The sequence below is a fragment of the Enterobacter sp. RHBSTW-00175 genome, assembly GCF_013927005.1.
Lineage (GTDB): Bacteria > Pseudomonadota > Gammaproteobacteria > Enterobacterales > Enterobacteriaceae > Enterobacter.
Genome location: NZ_CP055931.1, coordinates 48,918 through 63,903, shown reverse-complemented (window position 1 = coordinate 63,903; position 14,986 = coordinate 48,918). Strand labels below are relative to the sequence as shown.

Below are 14,986 nucleotides of genomic sequence, written 5' to 3'. Positions count from 1 at the left end.
AACTCCGGGAAAACTTAATTCCAGACTGGCATTAAAACCCTGAGTCGGGAAGAAAAGGCGACATTATGAAGAAAATCCTTATGATTGATGAAGTTCTTGCGCTTGCCCGGCTTAGCCAGGTTGCATTTGATAAACCCATAAAATATATGGATGACACGGATGCTGAACTCATCGCTCGTTTTAAAAAAACCATCACACCAGAACTTATTGAGCAGATGTGTCTCAGAATACTTGAGCTTGAAGCGAAGTTTCAGACTTTAAACGAATAAGCGTCAGGAATATGATAACTAAAGGCTGAACAGGGACTGCAGTAAGACGGCCAGCTGTCAGAGAGCAAAAAACGGACCTGAACTGACTGTGATAAGTGAGATATCAGAGTGTAAACTTTACCTGCTGTGGCGGAGCTCCGCGACAGAGATGAAGGTATACCTTCATCTCTGGGTCTGAACTTTTCATTAAAAAAGGGGCTGCCGGAAGTCCTCTACAGAGATCAGAGCTTGATATTTCAGGCAATGAACGAACAGGAATTATTTCCCTGCCTGCAGGTCAGAGCCAGCTTTCGATAATGTCTCTTGATGGTATTCCTCCGGTATGTACAACGATGTTATCAACGACAACCGCCGGGGTCGCCATCACTTTGTGTTTCATTATTTCAGACAGTGACTCCACTTTTTCAAGCTGAATAGCGACGCCTCTCTCATCAGCCACCTGCTGGATAAGGCGGATGGTTGTTTTACAACCGGAACAGCCTGTACCCAGTACTTTTACATGCTTCATTTTATAATCCTCTTCAGGGAATTAACGGGAATACAACGTTAAAAATCCAGCCAACCAGTGTGAAAGAGGTCAACAACAGCAACAGCAGGGTGCACAGTAATTGCCACTTCATCACCTGTTTGAGCAGAATGAACTCAGGAAAGCTGGCAGCCACAGTGCTCATGCAAAAAGCCAGAGTTGTCCCCACTGGCAGGCCGTTCGTGATCAGACTCTCCATCACAGGGATCACACCGGTAGCATTGGAATAGAGAGGTATGCCAACCAGCACAGCTACAGGGACAGTCCACCACTGACCGGCACCGAGATGCGACGCGATCCATCCGTCGGGCACAAATCCATGCAATGCCGCACCAAGTCCTACTCCGAGAATGACCCAGAGCCAGACACGCTTAAAAATGGTGAGAGTTTCCTCTTTAGCAAAGGCATGTCGCTTTGAGAGAGGCATATGCGGTGCCATGGTAGATTGTCGGATCTCATCAGTTTGATGTTGCTGCCCGTCTCTGAGGGCATCGGCGGCAAAATCGGCTAACCAGCGTTCGGCCTTAATCCGATCAAGAAAAGCACCGCCAGCCATACCAACAGCCATTCCGACAGCAATATAAATGAGCGTGAACTTCCATCCGAGCAGGCTGACCAGAAGCAGGACGGCGACTTCATTGATAAGGGGGGATGTGATGAGAAAGGCCATGGTAATCCCGAGGGGGATACCAGCCGAAGTAAACCCCAGAAATACCGGGATACTTGAGCAGGAACAGAACGGAGTAACGGCGCCAAAGCAGGAGCCCAGTAAATACCCCATTCCACGGTGCTTACCTGCAAGATAGTTTCTTACCCTCTCAATATCCAGCGAGGCCCGTAGTATGGCCACAAAGTAGATCATGACCAGCAAGAGAACGAAAATTTTGCTCACGTCTTCGACAAAAAAGTGGATCGCCTCCCCGAGTTTGGTTGCAGGACTCAGACTAAGGCATTCATAGACCAGCCAGGTGGCAAAATCAGTGAAAATCTGGAACATAACGGACAGGCCTCACGACGGTTGTTTTTCGGGAAGACGCTGTTTGACAGAAAAGGATGCAGTTTTTTTCGATTTATTTCATTTGCTGAGAAATGTTATTGAACAGGATTTCACTGCAATAGCTTATCGGTAACCCCAGAAGGGGAAACAGATTCTTCACTTGGGAGTGAAACAACATACCCGACCATACTCATCCAGTCTGATCTGGCAATTGCTGGAAAGTTTCCTATGCAGCCTATCCCTCGCCCGGGATAAACGCGATTTGGTTGCCGCAAGTGTCAGACCATTTCGGTCTGCAAAATCAGCCTGTTTCATCCCCTCAAGATCACAGAGCGTAAGGATAATCCGATCAGACTCTGCCATTTTATCCAGGATGCGGGGCAGACAACCAGCCAGTGAGTCGACAGTTTCAGGCGTATTATCCGGCAATGATAAATCATCGTGGAGAGGCATAAATGGACGCTGCTGGCGGCTTTTATCAATAAGCAGATGCCGGGCAACCTCAAACAGCCAGGCTCTGGCATTCACGATGGCACAGAATTTCCCATGTTGTCGTATTGCCCGGAGAAAGGTTTCCTGTATCAGATCATCAGCATCAGCCTCATTACCCACTTGTCTGAGTAACCAGCAAAGAAGTTCGTGTTCATGCTTCTTCCACGCCTTCATAAGGCAAGGCGGCGTGCCGTTCAGTTGCTCCATTTATGACTCTCTCGTTAAATACACCGCATAGCGGGAGGATATTGGTTCTGATGCTGTCGGGGATGGGGTCCGGGAACTGTCGGTGCCATGATGATGTGATGGACTGATAGCATCCGATCAGTTATCCACCTTTCGGAAACCTCTTCCTGCAACAGGGTATGCTGTCTTGTGTTCAGTATCATGCAGTAAACCGTCATGCGCAATACCATCAATTTCCGCGCATTCGGTTCCGGATAAAACGTCAAAAAAGCGGTCCGGAATCTGCCTGATAAGCCAGCTAGGGGACGTCTCAGAAAACGGAATCTATGGTCACTCCCGTTTTTGCAACACCGATTTTGACGACAAGTTGGCTTGCTTGAATCTATCCGGCGTCTGAATGGGATTTTATTCCCGCGCCTTGATGAGTTCCGCGCCTGATGAACCTCCAGAAAATATACGGCTTCAATGAGCCTTTCCGTTTTACAGGTTCCTCAACAGGCCGGTGGGCCGTTAGTATCATCAATATCAGTATTCGCAAAACCAGATCAGTAATTCTTTAAACCGGTGTATTTCTGCCGTTATGCTACATAAGTTTGCTGTCGTGCCGTTAGGGCCCAGGCTATTCTGGCCAGCTTGTTTGCCAGAGCACAAGTGACGACAAAGTTGCTTTTCCGGCACAGTAAATCCCTGACCCAATCGGCCAATTTGCCAGACTGGTGTTCCAGTTTTTGTATGAATACCCTGGCACATTGAACCAACAAAGTTCGGATCTTTTTATTACCTCGCTTACTAATTCCCAGCAATGTCGTCCTACCTCCCGTGCTGTACTGCCGAGGTACAAGCCCTGTTGCCGCCGCAAAGTCACGGCTGCTGGCGTACTGCTTCCCGTCGCCAATCTCAGTTGAAATAGTACTCGCTGTCAGTGTTCCGACGCAGGGAATGCTCAGCAAGCGCTGTCCAACCTCATCTTCGTCCAACTTTCGTTTCAACTGGGATTCCAAATCTTTAATCTGCTCAACAAGATAGTGATAATGCTGTTGTAATTTCAGCAATAACTGGCTGAGGTAAAGAGGCAAACTATTATCCTCAAGAATGGTACTCAGTCGGCTAATAACGGCAGCTCCTCGGGGAACGCTAATGCCAAATTCCAGCAGAAAAGCATGCATTTGATTGGTTGTTTTTACCTTATCCTGAACCAGGGATTCACGGACACGATGCAGAGCCCGCATTGCCTGCTGAGATTCCGTTCTGGGCTGCACAAAACGCATAGACGGACGCGATGCAGCTTCACAAATAGCTTCGGCGTCGACAAAGTCGTTTTTATTGCTTTTAACGAACGGGCGGACAAATTGTGGTGATATCAGCTTTGGGGAATGCCCCAACTCTTCCAACTTGCGTGCCATAAAGTGAGAACCGCCACAGGCTTCCATTGCGATGGTTGTAGCGGGGCATGTCGCCAAAAATTCGATCAACTTTGGCCGGGTAAATTTTTTACGGTAAACAGCCTTCCCGCGACGATCCTGGCAATGAATATGGAAAGAGTTTTTACCCAGATCGATACCAATGAGCGCAATGTTTTCCATGATAGTTCTCCGAATGAAAGCCTGTCCTCAGCATAGTACCGGGAAGGAGGGAGTGACCATCTCATTAAATAAAGCACGCTAAGCGTGCGTGGAGGCTGGCACCCAGCGGTACAGCGTCGGAATGGACACGCCGAGGTTCTTGGCCACGTCCTTGGGCGGCACCCCGCTGGCCAGCAGCTTCTTGGCCGACTCGATCTTGCTGTCGGTCATCTTCGGCTTGCGGCCGCCTTTGCGGCCGAGCTGCTTGGCGACTTCCAGCCCGGCGCGGGTGCGCTCGACGGTCAGCTCGCGCTCCATTTCGGCAAGGCTCGCCATGACGTGGAAGAAGAACCGCCCGGATGGTGTGCCGGTGTCGATGGAGTCGGTGAGGCTCCTGAACTGGACACCGTGCTTGGGGTCGGTTCCGGCTGAGGGCGAAATGACACCCTAAGCGTTAGCTCTGTGTCGTTGCACGATGTCAGCGACGGTATTCTTGCTGATACCGAGCTCGCGTGCGATCCAGCGATAGCTGCGTCCCTCGGCCCTCATCGCAACCACCTTAGGCAAAAGTCGGTCTGATTTTGGTCGCACTCCGGCCTGACGACCAAGCCTCTTACCACGTGCCTTCGCAACAGCAAGGCCTGACTTGACCCGCTCGCTGATGAGATCCCGCTCAAACTCCGCAATGCCGGAAAGAAACGTCGCCAGCATTCGTCCATACGGCGACGAAAGATCGAACGCCATTCCATTCATGGCTATCACGGAAACCTTCCAGTTCTCCAGTTCACGTAGCGTATTGAGCAGATCGAGCGTCGAGCGCCCCCACCGGGAAAGCTCAGTGACCAGGATTGCATCAATTTGTCTGGACTGGGCAAGCGCCAGGACTTTCTTTCGCTCGGCCCGGTCGAGTTTAGTTCCTGAACCTGTTTCCTTAAATATTCCCACCACGTCGTAGCCGGCACGGCCGGCGAAGGCTCGCAGATCAAATTCCTGGCGTTCACAAGACTGATCCGCTGTTGAAACCCGGCAGTAAATGGCGGCACGATGTCCCAATTGAACCCTCCTGGATTTTTGTATCGGAACGCCCTGATTTATATGGGCTGGCTGTTGTCCAAAACAGACTATACTTCAAAAGGGACGAATTTGTATGTCACGACGCCATATTTTCACCGAACGGCAGCGAGCAGCGCTGTTCGATCTGCCCACGGACGAACTGTCGCTACTGAAGTTCTACACGCTGGGCGATGATGACCTGGAAAACATTAGGCAGCGCCGCAGACCGGAAAACAGGATTGGCTTTGCCCTGCAACTTTGTGCCTTACGATATCCGGGCCGTGCACTGGCTCCTGGTGAGATGATCCCGCGTGAAGTCCTTTCCTTCGTCGGTGCTCAGCTTGGAGTTCCGGCTGATGCGCTTCTCACTTATGCCACACGGCGCCAAACCCGTCAGCAGCACATGGACACGCTGCGCGAAATTTACGGCTACAAGACCTTCACGGGCCGTGGTGCCCGTGATCTGCGGGAGTGGACTTTCGGCCAGGCCGAAGATGCCAGATCAAACGAGGATCTTGCTCATCGTTTTATTGTGCGGTGTCGGGAAACTTCCACCATTCTGCCCGCAGTATCGACAATCGAGCGCTTGTGCGCGGATGCTCTGGTCGCCGCTGAGCGGCGGATTGAAACGCGGATTGCGGAAAATTTAACAGCGGATGTTCGCGATCACCTGGACAAACTTCTGAGTGAAATGCTCGCCGGCAATATCAGTCGTTTCATCTGGCTTCGCAACTTCGAGGTTGGTAACAACTCGGCTGCTGCTAACCGTTTGCTCGACAGGCTCGAATTTCTGCGTACCCTGAATATCAATCATAGTGCTTTGGCCAGCATACCTGCCCATCGCATTGCCCGGCTGCGTCGGCAGGGTGAACGCTACTTCACCGACGGTTTGCGTGACATCACTTCGGACCGCCGCTGGGCGATCCTTGCCGTCTGTGTTGTGGAGTGGGAAGCGGCGATTGCTGATGCCATAGTCGAAACCCATGACAGGATCGTAGGAAAAACCTGGCGGGAAGCGAAGCGCCAGCATGACGAAACAATTTCCGGCTCTAAAGCCACACTCACGGATACGATCCGTACCTTCACCGCGCTGGGAGCTTCGTTGCTTGAGGCCCGCAGTGACGGAACCCCGCTGGAGATGGCTGTCGCCAGTTCGGTTGCATGGGACCGGCTCGCTCAACTGGTAGCGACAGGGACTCAACTCAGCAACACGCTAGCCGATGAGCCTCTTGCATATGTCGGGCAGGGATACCATCGCTTTCGTCGTTATGCGCCCCGCATGTTGCGCTGTCTGAAGCTCGAAGCCGCGCCGGTCGCCGGACCATTGGTAGCAGCAGCTTTGTCGATCGGAGAGATGAAAGGTGTTGCATCGCCAGAAAGGCGTTTCCTGCGGCCCAGCTCCAAATGGAACCGTCATTTACGAGCTCAGGAAAAAGGAGATACCCGTCTTTGGGAAGTGGCGGTACTCTTTCACCTCCGGGATGCTTTTCGTTCCGGAGATGTCTGGCTCGCTCATTCGCGCCGCTATGGTGACCTCAAGCAGGTACTGGTGCCGATGATCGCGGCGCAGGAAAATGCAAAACTGGCCGTGCCTTCCAACCCACATGATTGGCTGGCAGACAGAAAGGCGCGACTCACGATCGCTCTTAAGCGGCTGGCCCGGGCTGCCCGTAACGGCACTATTCCGCACGGTAGCATAGAAGATGGAACGTTGCGGATCGACAGGTTGACAGCAGACGTGCCGGATGGTGCCGAGGCACTCATACTGGATCTGTATCGCCGAATGCCGTCCGTTCGGATTACCGACATGCTGCTTGAAGTTGATGCAGCCCTTGGTTTCACAGATGCGTTTACCCATCTGAGAACCGGGGCTCCATGTCGCGACCGGATCGGTCTGCTCAACGTCCTGCTCGCTGAAGGGCTCAATCTGGGCCTGCGTAAGATGGCGGAAGCTACAAACACGCATGATTACTGGCAGCTCTCACGCCTTGCCCGCTGGCATGTTGAAAGCGAAGCCATGAACCAGGCATTGGCAATTGTGGTGGCCGCGCAGGGTAAACTGCCGATGTCACGCGTCTGGGGGATGGGCACGTCAGCATCGAGCGATGGTCAGTTTTTCCCGACAGCGCGGCATGGCGAAGCCATGAACATGGTCAATGCCAAATATGGTTCTGTTCCCGGCCTCAAAGCGTATACTCACGTAAGCGACCAGTTCGCGCCATTCGCTTGTCAGTCGATCCCGGCGACCGTGAGCGAGGCACCGTATATTCTCGATGGACTACTGATGAACGAGGTCGGTCGCCATGTTCGCGAACAGTATGCCGATACAGCAGGATTCACCGACCATTTGTTCGGAGCCAGTAGCCTGCTCGGCTACAATCTCGTTCTGCGAATCAGGGATCTGCCATCGAAGCGGTTGTACGTATTTAATCCCGATACGACCCCCAGGGAGTTACGCAAGTTGGTAGGTGGAAAAGCCCGGGAGGATCTTATCGTTGCGAACTGGCCTGATATTTTCCGTTGTGCCGCGACGATGACCGCTGGCAAAATCAGGCCCAGCCAACTCCTGCGCAAGCTCGCTTCTTACCCACGACAAAACAACCTTGCAGTTGCGCTTCGTGAAGTTGGTCGTATTGAACGGACCCTTTTCATTATTGAGTGGATCCTGGATACGGACATGCAGCGGCGTGCTCAGATCGGTCTTAACAAGGGAGAGGCCCACCATGCGCTCAAAAATGCGCTCCGTATCGGGAGGCAGGGGGAAATTCGCGATCGCACGACAGAGGGGCAGCACTACCGAATCGCTGGGCTCAATTTATTGACTGCGGTGATCATTTACTGGAATACCGTCCATCTTGGTCATGCCGTCACGGAGCGGCGGAACGAAGGGTTGGATGTTCCCCCTGAATTTCTTCCCCACATATCCCCATTGGGCTGGGCGCACATTCTACTGACTGGCGAATATCTTTGGCCCAAGGAACCGAAAGCTTAGGGTGTCATTTCGCCCTCAGCCGGAACCGACCCCAGTAATTATCGTAGCAGTGCGCCAAGACGAAATCGGTGGGCCGATCGAGCCCTGCATCTGCAAGGATGTCTTCGATGAGTACGCCCTCCCAGGCGGTATCCAGCTTGGACCAGGACGTGACGCAGTGAATGTCTCGGGTCATCTTGGTCTTCGGTAGGGCGTTGAACTCGCTCCAGTTCCACACTTTGACGGGCTTCGGACCGATCTTGACGGTGAATTTCCAATCGGAGGGCTCCACGCTCGGCGTTGGCCCGGCCGTCAGAACAGGGAAATTCTCCACGAGATGCTGACCCGGCGGTATCCGATCGGACTGGTCGCCGCCTGGACCGCGGCCTGTGAAACCTCTGGTGACCATAGCGAAACCCCCTTGCTTGTCACGACAGACCAGAACCTGATTCAGTTCAGAATTCTGTAAAAGATCTTTGCGCGCACAACCGCCGAACGAGCCAATTCACTGAAAATCAGAATACCGGATTCTCTATTAGCGTAGAGAAAAGTGTTGGACCATTTTGAGTCGTGGTTATGCGTGAAGACTATAGCGTCAGTCCAGTATGATTTCCCAATACCCTGTAGCTATAGTTTCGATAGCTTCGAATCGGCATTGCAGGCGTATCCCCGTCAGCGGATTTCGAGCGGACGCCGTCGCTTGCCAACGTTGGTGTGAGACCGGCGGGCGAGATCGCCCCTGCCAACGCGACCGCTGAGAGGTCGACTCCTCAACCGCTTGGGCGCTTATCGCCTCCATCCGGATGCTCACCCGCCGAACAGCAATAAACCGCTATTTTCGATAAACTTCTGAATCCGGCTCCGAGGTATGGAAACTATGTCGTACCGCTATTGGATATGTTGCGCGCATACCTTCATAGTCTGACACGCGAAATCTTTAAATCCTGAGTATATTTCGGAAGAAATTTCGATCTGATCGATAAGACTTCAGGATACAGCAAGCTGGAGACACCGATGAAAGCCGTTGGTTACAAGGTTCCGGGACCCATCGCCGAGGACGCCTCTCTGGTCGACATTGATCTGCCTCGGCCTGTCGCTGAAGGAGGCGATATCCTGGTTGAGGTGAAGGCTGTCTCGGTCAACCCGGTCGACTACAAAATCCGCAGCAGCACGCCGCCCGCTGATGGCGATTGGAAAGTGCTGGGATGGGATGCGGCCGGGATCGTGCAAGAGGTCGGCCCCGACGTGACGCAGTTCGCGGTAGGCGACGAGGTCTATTATGCCGGATCGCTCATAAGGCCTGGCACCAATGCGGAGTTCCATCTCGTCGACGCCCGGATCGTCGGTCGTAAACCCGCGTCGCTCGACTGGGCGGAAGCGGCGGCGCTGCCACTCACGACGTTGACGGCCTGGGAAGCCATGTTCGATCGCCTGGACGTGACGAAGCCCGTTCCCGGGGCGGCGGCGATCCTCATCATCGGTGGTGCGGGTGGGGTCGGGTCGATCGCCATCCAGATCGCTCGACAGCGCACGGATCTCATCGTCATCTCCACCGCCTCTCGGCCGGAAACCCAGGAGTGGGTTAAAGGGCTTGGGGCTCATCATGTCATCGACCACTCTCGGCCGCTCGCGCCACAGATTGCCGAGCTCAACATCGGCGCTCCCGCTTTCGTGTTCTCGACCACGCATACCGAGCAGCATGCATCCGACATCGCCGAACTGATCGCCCCGCAAGGACGGTTCGGATTCATCGACGATCCCAAGGCGCTCGACGTCATGCTGTTCAAGCGCAAGGCAGTGTCGATCCACCACGAGCTGATGTTCACACGGTCGCTCTACGGCACGCCCGACATGGATGAGCAGGGCAAGATCCTCAATTCGCTGGCGGTGCTGGTGGACGACGGCAAAATTCGCACGACGCTAACCGAAAAATTGTCGCCAATTAATGCCGCCAATCTGAAGACGGTGCACGCACTGATCGAAAGTGGCGCGGCAAGAGGCAAGATTGTCCTCGAAGGCTTCTGATGACTGCCACCGCCGAACGTCTTTTCTAACCTCAAGAACGCCGGACGGATTACGCCACGGCGAAGGAAATTTCATGACGAAATCCATTGCCACCGCCTCGATCAACCGCGAAACCGCCGTCGCCCTCATCGACGCGGCGATCGCCGCGGCACGTACAATCGGCATCCCGGCTGCGGTCGCCGTCGTCGACGCCACCGGTAACCTGCGCGCGTTCGAGCGCACTGATGACGCGCCGTTTCTCACCGTCGATGTTGCCATCGACAAGGCTTGGAGTTCCGCCTCGTTTGGGTACCCCACCCATGTCTGGAACGACTATGTTTCGAACGATCCAAAAGTGGCGCCGCTGGCCTATCGCCCCCGGATGGTCGCTGTCGGCGGAGGCTATCCGATCCTGGAAGACGGGAAGTTGATCGGCGGGATCGGCATCTCCGGAGGCAACTATCAGCAGGATCAGGATGCGTGCGTCGAGGCACTCACGAAAATCGGGTTCGAGCTGCCAGCCTGACGACTTTAAGGCCATCGCCAGCGGCGGTGGCCTGCAGATGCGACCTTATGAAAGACTTTAAGATGGAAGCGTTCGTCGTCTTCACCCGCGAAGAAACCACCGATCCGGAAGAACTCGCAACCTATTCTGCAGGCGTCGGCCCATCGTTCGATGGCCACGACGTAACCTTTCTCGCCGCTTATGGCGCGATGGAGCATTTGGAGGGGCCGCCCGTCGAAGGGGCCGTAATTTTGCGGTTCCCGACGATGCAGGCCGCCCGTGATTGGTATCATAGCCCCGCCTACCAAACCATCGCTGCGCACCGTTTTGCCGGTTCCCGCTATCGCGCCTTTGTCATTGAGGGGCGGCGGTGACACACCGACGGAAGAACGGCGGGGCTGGCCACGAGGTATCGGTCGGCGAACTCGCATCCTACAACCTGTAGGGGATCAAGGCGGTGAGGTTCGCGTGCCATCGCCACACGCGACCACTCATCGGACTTCTGCATCGGAATTGGAGGATCAGATGAGCGTCGACGAACGACAAGCCCCCGAGCTGCGGGTGCAGAGATGGATTGGCGCGGATGGAGAAAGCATCGCGCCGCTCAAGCTGTCGGATCTCGGCACCGGCCCGAAAGTCCTCTTCGCCTTCCAGCACTGGTGCCGTGGCTGCCATTTGCATGGATTTCCGACGCTACAAAGGTTGCATGGTGCATTGAGCGCCAAGGGCGTGGGCTTCGCGGTGATCCAGACCGTCTTCGAAGGAGCGGATGAGAACACCTTCGAGAAGCTGCGCGTGAACCAGCTCAAGTATGCGCTTCCTGTCGCGTTCGGTCAGGACGAGCCACCTGCCGGCGCGACGCTTCCCACCTTCATGGAGGACTACCGCACGCGGGGAACGCCCTGGTTCTCCGTGATGGACGCTGGCGGCCGCATCGTATTCTCGGACTTCCATCTCGACGCCGATCAGCTCGTGAAGGGACTGGAGCTGGTGTAACCGATGCGGCGCTGGGTCATCCTGATTGCCACCCATCTCGCGATGCTCGCCATGGGCTTCGCGGGCGGTGTCTACACGCTGCCGATCCTGACCGCCCCCCAGGCCCCGGACGCGGCGGCCTTGCGGACCATCTCAGCCGAGACGCTCTACGCAGGGCGTCTGGCCCGCGATCTCAAAGGCAGCGACCTGCTTCACTGGGGGGAAGGCGAGATCCGGGTCTCGCGCGACCGTATCGCCCATATCGGGCGCCTCGCCCCTGGTCCCGACTACAAGCTCTACCTCGCACCACGTTTCGTCGACACGAAGGAGGCCTTTCTCCTAATCAAGGACAGATCAGTCCGCGTGGGCGATGTGAAGACGTTCAACGGCTTCATCGTCGAGGTGCCTGCCGGCATCGATGTCCGTGACTACAACACGGTCGTCATCTGGTGCGAAGCATTCGACCAGTTCATCAGTGCGGCAGAGTATCAACCCTCAAGTCAGGCCCGAGAACGAGCCCGGCGATGGATACCATGAGGTCGGCGGGCAAGCGCGGCCTCGTTCTCGCGCCGGTGGCGGCGCTGCTGCTGAGCGTCGCCGCTCTGCTGCTGGGCAATGGCCTGCTGAGCACGCTCCTGATCGTGAGAGCCGGCCATAAGGGGTTCTCGACCGGCGCGATCAGCGCGATGATGTCCTTCTATTTCGCGGGTTTCACGATCGGCGCGCTCGTGTTGCCACCGATCATCGTCTCCGTGGGACATGTCAGAACCTTCGCCGGCTTCGCGGCCATTGCCTCGATGACCGCCCTTCTCCATGTGGCGTTCGTGGAGCCGATCGCCTGGATGCCGCTTCGCCTGATTACCGGCTTCGCCTACGCGGGCATGATCCTCGCAACGGAGAGTTGGCTCAACGCCCACGCATTGCCATCCACACGCGGGCAGCTCCTGTCGATATTCGGAGTTGTCTCTATGGGCTCATGGGCAATCGGGCAGGCGTTACTCAACATCGCACCGCCCGCCGACGTGACATTGTTCCTCATCGTGTCGCTGCTGATATCAGCGGCGGTGGTTCCGATCACCTTGCTGCCCAGTCATCCGCCGGCCCAGGTGGAACAGGAATGGGTCGCGTTCAGGGACCTCGTCCTCGTATCACCTCTCGCTGCGGCTGGCGCTTTCCTGGCCGGCCTGGCTATCGGTGGTTTCTGGGGCATGGGCGCGAACTTCGCCCAGAGCATCGGCCTCGATGTGGGCGGTATCTCCGCCTTCATGGCTGCGGTTCTTGGTGGAACGCTCGCCTTCCATTGGCCACTCGGTTGGCTTTCGGATCGAGTGCCCCGGAATCTTGTCATCGCCGGTGCGGCGCTGGCGTCCGCAGCGTCTGCCATCGGCGTAGCGTTGGCGGTGGAAGCGCCTCTGCCGCTGCTCCTTGCGGCAGGTGCGCTGTTCGGCGGCTTTGGCATCCCGATTTATTCGTTGTGTCTCGCCGTCGCAAACGACGATCTTCCGGCCGGTCGGCTACTCGGCACCGCGCGCGGGCTTCTGTTGCTCAACGGGATCGGGACAGCCGCTGGCCCCCTAATAGGAGCAGCTGCAATGAATATCGTCGGCCCTGGCGGCCTGTTCCTTTATGCGGCGGCGTTGCTCACGCTCCTGGCAGTGCTGGCCATCGCCCGCAGGCAGCCGAGGCGCGCCAACCAGGCCAAGGCGGCCCCCCGTTCTCCGAGCACGCCGATGATAACCGGATCTCTCGATACGATGATATGCATGGAGAAGCGGGCGCAGGGCGTGCGGGATTAGCGCGGCACGGCGCCTGCACGAACCGCGGGGTCAGGCGATGATAGCTGTTACGCGAATTTCGATACGCATGGTTGGAAGCCCCAGCGCTTCGATTCCCAACTGCGTCCAGATTGGAGCGCGGTCGGGCATGTAGTGGCGATACAGCTTGGCCATTGTTTCGTTGATCACGGGAGGGAATCCACCGACGTGATAGGAATTGACGTGGACCACATGCGGCCAGCGTGCTCCGGCGGTCGCGAGCGTCCGTTCCACGTTCTTGAACGCCTGCTCGATCTCTTCCTCAATCGACTCCGGAATGACGAGATCGTCGTTCCATCCGCCCTGTCCGGAGATCTCCACGCGGTCACCAATGCGCATTGCCTGAGAATAATGAAGCGCGTCATGCAGGCGCGTCCCGTATCCGGGGGTGATGAAGAATGAAGGTGTTGTCATGAGTTTGCCTTTGATGAGCCAGGTCAACGCGGCTGCAAGTGACCGTATGCATGCAGAAAGAGATGCAGGGCGTTCGGCACTAGCGCGCCGGCTGCGGTGGAGGGCTTTATTCCACGTCTTCTACGGTGAGGTCCCGGCCGTTGAACTGCACGGTCTCCCCGGCTCGGGCACCCTCGATCGCTTCGAAGATCGGCGCCATCGTGGAAATGCCCATGAGCTCACGCCCCTGACAGGTAAACTTGCTCGTTGACACCGCGATCACAAAGTGGCGGCCGGACAGCTTGACGACAGCGCCTTCGTTGACGGCCAACTTGGGGCCGAAATCGATCGTCCTGAGCTTTTCGAGTTTATTGGCGTAGTCATGGAGCGTGTCATCGAGCGCTTCAGCGAAGTCGCTCGCGACCTCGGCCTGAGCTAGTTCGTCGTTTTCGATCGGTTCGCTCCGATCGAGCCGAGCGGTAGAGACATAGTCCAGGTAGTTTTCGCGAGCGCTGTGCAACGCTGCTGTCTCCAGCAAGAGCATAGTTTCTCGTATGTGGTCCTTGTTCCAGTCCATAATCACCTCCTAATTTTCGATGTTCTTAAAGTTCAGCCTGCAGATGTGTGGGCCAGGAAGGCCAGCCTTTCCGGCTAAGCGACACCGCTATTCGTCGCTGATGACGTCTTCGCCCTGGTATGGAACCCTGATCAGCCGAGGATCTCGAATGATGCTCGTGACGAGCCAGACATATTCCTGCTCGGCGGTATCGAAGCCGAGGATGCTGAAGGATTGGCCGAAAGGGCATGGCGGGAAGTCTGGAAAGCCCTCGCGCAGAACGTAACGCTCGGGATCGCTGTGAAACTCGCTCTTGTAGACTTTCCGTAGTCCGTGCTTGCTCGGCGCGTCCTGGTCACCTGCCGGTGCTGTTTCCCGATGCGCCACAAGGCGCTCGGACAAGTCGCGGGGGCAGATTTCGTGGAACACGTCGAAGGCGTCGATCAACAGGCCTTTATGCTCTGTCGCCGGATCGGTGATCGCGTAGATGTTGGAGGCATCTTCGCCGTCGTCCCCGCTCTCGAGGCGCAACGCCGCATCGACGCGAATGCTGCATGCATCGAGGGTTGACCCTAGTTCGAGATCGACGAGATTGCCGTCCTTGACGCGGTATTCGCGGTCATAGCCTTTGGCGATGAATGACTGGACTGCTTCTAGAACGTCGGTCACCTGGGAGGTCATGG

At 56.0% G+C, this 14,986-nt stretch carries 16 protein-coding genes and 2 pseudogenes; 8 read left to right on the top strand and 10 right to left on the bottom strand.

The features are described from left to right. The first annotated feature begins 65 nt into the window (after window positions 1–65). A complete protein-coding gene (locus tag HV107_RS26390) occupies window positions 66–269 on the top strand; it encodes a hypothetical protein (protein ID WP_021314636.1) in 204 nt (67 codons plus the stop codon). A gap of 277 nt (window positions 270–546) precedes the next feature. Here the strand turns inward: HV107_RS26390 and HV107_RS26385 are convergent, their stop codons facing one another. From HV107_RS26385 to HV107_RS26360, 6 genes and pseudogenes are all read right to left on the bottom strand, one after another. Continuing rightward, entirely contained in the window at window positions 547–777 is a 231-nt protein-coding gene (locus HV107_RS26385; protein ID WP_021314637.1) for a thioredoxin family protein, read from the bottom strand. A gap of 13 nt (window positions 778–790) precedes the next feature. Beyond that, complete coding sequence (locus HV107_RS26380; protein ID WP_032951239.1) at window positions 791–1,792, bottom strand: permease; 1,002 nt, start codon at window positions 1,790–1,792, stop codon at window positions 791–793. Between the two features lie 156 nt (window positions 1,793–1,948). After that, on the bottom strand, window positions 1,949–2,491 hold the full coding sequence (locus tag HV107_RS26375) for a sigma-70 family RNA polymerase sigma factor (RefSeq protein WP_022652305.1): 543 nt from the start codon (window positions 2,489–2,491) through the stop codon (window positions 1,949–1,951). A gap of 557 nt (window positions 2,492–3,048) precedes the next feature. Beyond that, window positions 3,049–4,053 carry an IS110-like element IS4321 family transposase gene (locus HV107_RS26370; RefSeq protein WP_000427623.1) on the bottom strand — a complete coding sequence of 335 codons (1,005 nt, stop codon included), beginning with the start codon at window positions 4,051–4,053 and terminating at the stop codon, window positions 3,049–3,051. 78 nt (window positions 4,054–4,131) lie between these two features. Next, window positions 4,132–4,446, bottom strand: a pseudogene (locus HV107_RS26365) (recombinase family protein); the annotation flags it as partial. Window positions 4,447–4,479: 33 nt separating this feature from the next. Next, window positions 4,480–5,085: a recombinase family protein gene (locus HV107_RS26360; RefSeq protein ID WP_000509966.1), complete on the bottom strand. Its 606-nt coding sequence runs from the start codon at window positions 5,083–5,085 to the stop codon at window positions 4,480–4,482. Window positions 5,086–5,179: 94 nt separating this feature from the next. Here HV107_RS26360 and HV107_RS26355 point away from each other — a divergent pair, with 94 nt between their 5' ends. Further along, window positions 5,180–8,077 (top strand): Tn3-like element Tn5403 family transposase, encoded by a 2,898-nt coding sequence (locus HV107_RS26355; RefSeq protein WP_128306688.1) that lies wholly within the window; start codon window positions 5,180–5,182, stop codon window positions 8,075–8,077. A 34-nt stretch (window positions 8,078–8,111) separates the two neighbouring features. On the opposite strand, the pseudogene HV107_RS26350 reads toward HV107_RS26355, so the two are convergent. Continuing rightward, window positions 8,112–8,465: pseudogene (locus HV107_RS26350) on the bottom strand (molybdopterin-dependent oxidoreductase); the annotation flags it as partial. Window positions 8,466–9,070: 605 nt separating this feature from the next. Between HV107_RS26350 and HV107_RS26345 the strand changes: the two are divergent. The 6 genes from HV107_RS26345 to HV107_RS26320 all read left to right on the top strand — a co-directional run bounded on the left by HV107_RS26345 (window position 9,071) and on the right by HV107_RS26320 (window position 13,336). Continuing rightward, window positions 9,071–10,081 carry a zinc-binding alcohol dehydrogenase family protein gene (locus tag HV107_RS26345; protein WP_011191343.1) on the top strand — a complete coding sequence of 337 codons (1,011 nt, stop codon included), beginning with the start codon at window positions 9,071–9,073 and terminating at the stop codon, window positions 10,079–10,081. A gap of 73 nt (window positions 10,082–10,154) precedes the next feature. Continuing rightward, on the top strand, window positions 10,155–10,586 hold the full coding sequence (locus HV107_RS26340; RefSeq protein WP_004357630.1) for a heme-binding protein: 432 nt from the start codon (window positions 10,155–10,157) through the stop codon (window positions 10,584–10,586). A 62-nt stretch (window positions 10,587–10,648) separates the two neighbouring features. Continuing rightward, window positions 10,649–10,939 (top strand): DUF1330 domain-containing protein, encoded by a 291-nt coding sequence (locus HV107_RS26335; RefSeq protein WP_011191344.1) that lies wholly within the window; start codon window positions 10,649–10,651, stop codon window positions 10,937–10,939. A 151-nt stretch (window positions 10,940–11,090) separates the two neighbouring features. After that, the gene (locus HV107_RS26330; protein WP_011191345.1) at window positions 11,091–11,561 is read left to right on the top strand and encodes a hypothetical protein; all 471 of its coding nucleotides are present in this window, start codon (window positions 11,091–11,093) and stop codon (window positions 11,559–11,561) included. A gap of 3 nt (window positions 11,562–11,564) precedes the next feature. Beyond that, complete coding sequence (locus HV107_RS26325; protein WP_004357637.1) at window positions 11,565–12,077, top strand: DM13 domain-containing protein; 513 nt, start codon at window positions 11,565–11,567, stop codon at window positions 12,075–12,077. Beyond that, the gene (locus tag HV107_RS26320; RefSeq protein ID WP_004357638.1) at window positions 12,065–13,336 is read left to right on the top strand and encodes an MFS transporter; all 1,272 of its coding nucleotides are present in this window, start codon (window positions 12,065–12,067) and stop codon (window positions 13,334–13,336) included. The genes HV107_RS26325 and HV107_RS26320 overlap by 13 nt, the downstream gene beginning before the upstream one ends. 30 nt (window positions 13,337–13,366) lie before the next feature. On the opposite strand, the gene HV107_RS26315 is transcribed toward HV107_RS26320, so the two are convergent. The 3 genes from HV107_RS26315 to HV107_RS26305 all read right to left on the bottom strand — a co-directional run bounded on the left by HV107_RS26315 (window position 13,367) and on the right by HV107_RS26305 (window position 14,984). Then, window positions 13,367–13,768 carry a RidA family protein gene (locus tag HV107_RS26315; protein ID WP_004099044.1) on the bottom strand — a complete coding sequence of 134 codons (402 nt, stop codon included), beginning with the start codon at window positions 13,766–13,768 and terminating at the stop codon, window positions 13,367–13,369. Between the two features lie 106 nt (window positions 13,769–13,874). Further along, window positions 13,875–14,324 carry a hypothetical protein gene (locus HV107_RS26310; protein WP_004099042.1) on the bottom strand — a complete coding sequence of 150 codons (450 nt, stop codon included), beginning with the start codon at window positions 14,322–14,324 and terminating at the stop codon, window positions 13,875–13,877. 87 nt (window positions 14,325–14,411) lie between these two features. Beyond that, window positions 14,412–14,984 carry a hypothetical protein gene (locus HV107_RS26305; protein WP_004099040.1) on the bottom strand — a complete coding sequence of 191 codons (573 nt, stop codon included), beginning with the start codon at window positions 14,982–14,984 and terminating at the stop codon, window positions 14,412–14,414. Window positions 14,985–14,986: the final 2 nt, after the last annotated feature.

Bases quoted from the DNA above. Each gene is read 5' to 3' on its own strand.
- HV107_RS26390 (WP_021314636.1), top strand. From the start codon at position 66: ATGAAGAAAATCCTTATGATTGATGAAGTTCTTGCGCTTGCCCGGCTT.
- HV107_RS26385 (WP_021314637.1), bottom strand. From the start codon at position 777: ATGAAGCATGTAAAAGTACTGGGTACAGGCTGTTCCGGTTGTAAAACA.
- HV107_RS26380 (WP_032951239.1), bottom strand. From the start codon at position 1,792: ATGTTCCAGATTTTCACTGATTTTGCCACCTGGCTGGTCTATGAATGC.
- HV107_RS26375 (WP_022652305.1), bottom strand. From the start codon at position 2,491: ATGGAGCAACTGAACGGCACGCCGCCTTGCCTTATGAAGGCGTGGAAG.
- HV107_RS26370 (WP_000427623.1), bottom strand. From the start codon at position 4,053: ATGGAAAACATTGCGCTCATTGGTATCGATCTGGGTAAAAACTCTTTC.
- HV107_RS26355 (WP_128306688.1), top strand. From the start codon at position 5,180: ATGTCACGACGCCATATTTTCACCGAACGGCAGCGAGCAGCGCTGTTC.
- HV107_RS26345 (WP_011191343.1), top strand. From the start codon at position 9,071: ATGAAAGCCGTTGGTTACAAGGTTCCGGGACCCATCGCCGAGGACGCC.
- HV107_RS26340 (WP_004357630.1), top strand. From the start codon at position 10,155: ATGACGAAATCCATTGCCACCGCCTCGATCAACCGCGAAACCGCCGTC.
- HV107_RS26335 (WP_011191344.1), top strand. From the start codon at position 10,649: ATGGAAGCGTTCGTCGTCTTCACCCGCGAAGAAACCACCGATCCGGAA.
- HV107_RS26330 (WP_011191345.1), top strand. From the start codon at position 11,091: ATGAGCGTCGACGAACGACAAGCCCCCGAGCTGCGGGTGCAGAGATGG.
- HV107_RS26325 (WP_004357637.1), top strand. From the start codon at position 11,565: ATGCGGCGCTGGGTCATCCTGATTGCCACCCATCTCGCGATGCTCGCC.
- HV107_RS26320 (WP_004357638.1), top strand. From the start codon at position 12,065: ATGGATACCATGAGGTCGGCGGGCAAGCGCGGCCTCGTTCTCGCGCCG.
- HV107_RS26315 (WP_004099044.1), bottom strand. From the start codon at position 13,768: ATGACAACACCTTCATTCTTCATCACCCCCGGATACGGGACGCGCCTG.
- HV107_RS26310 (WP_004099042.1), bottom strand. From the start codon at position 14,324: ATGGACTGGAACAAGGACCACATACGAGAAACTATGCTCTTGCTGGAG.
- HV107_RS26305 (WP_004099040.1), bottom strand. From the start codon at position 14,984: ATGACCTCCCAGGTGACCGACGTTCTAGAAGCAGTCCAGTCATTCATC.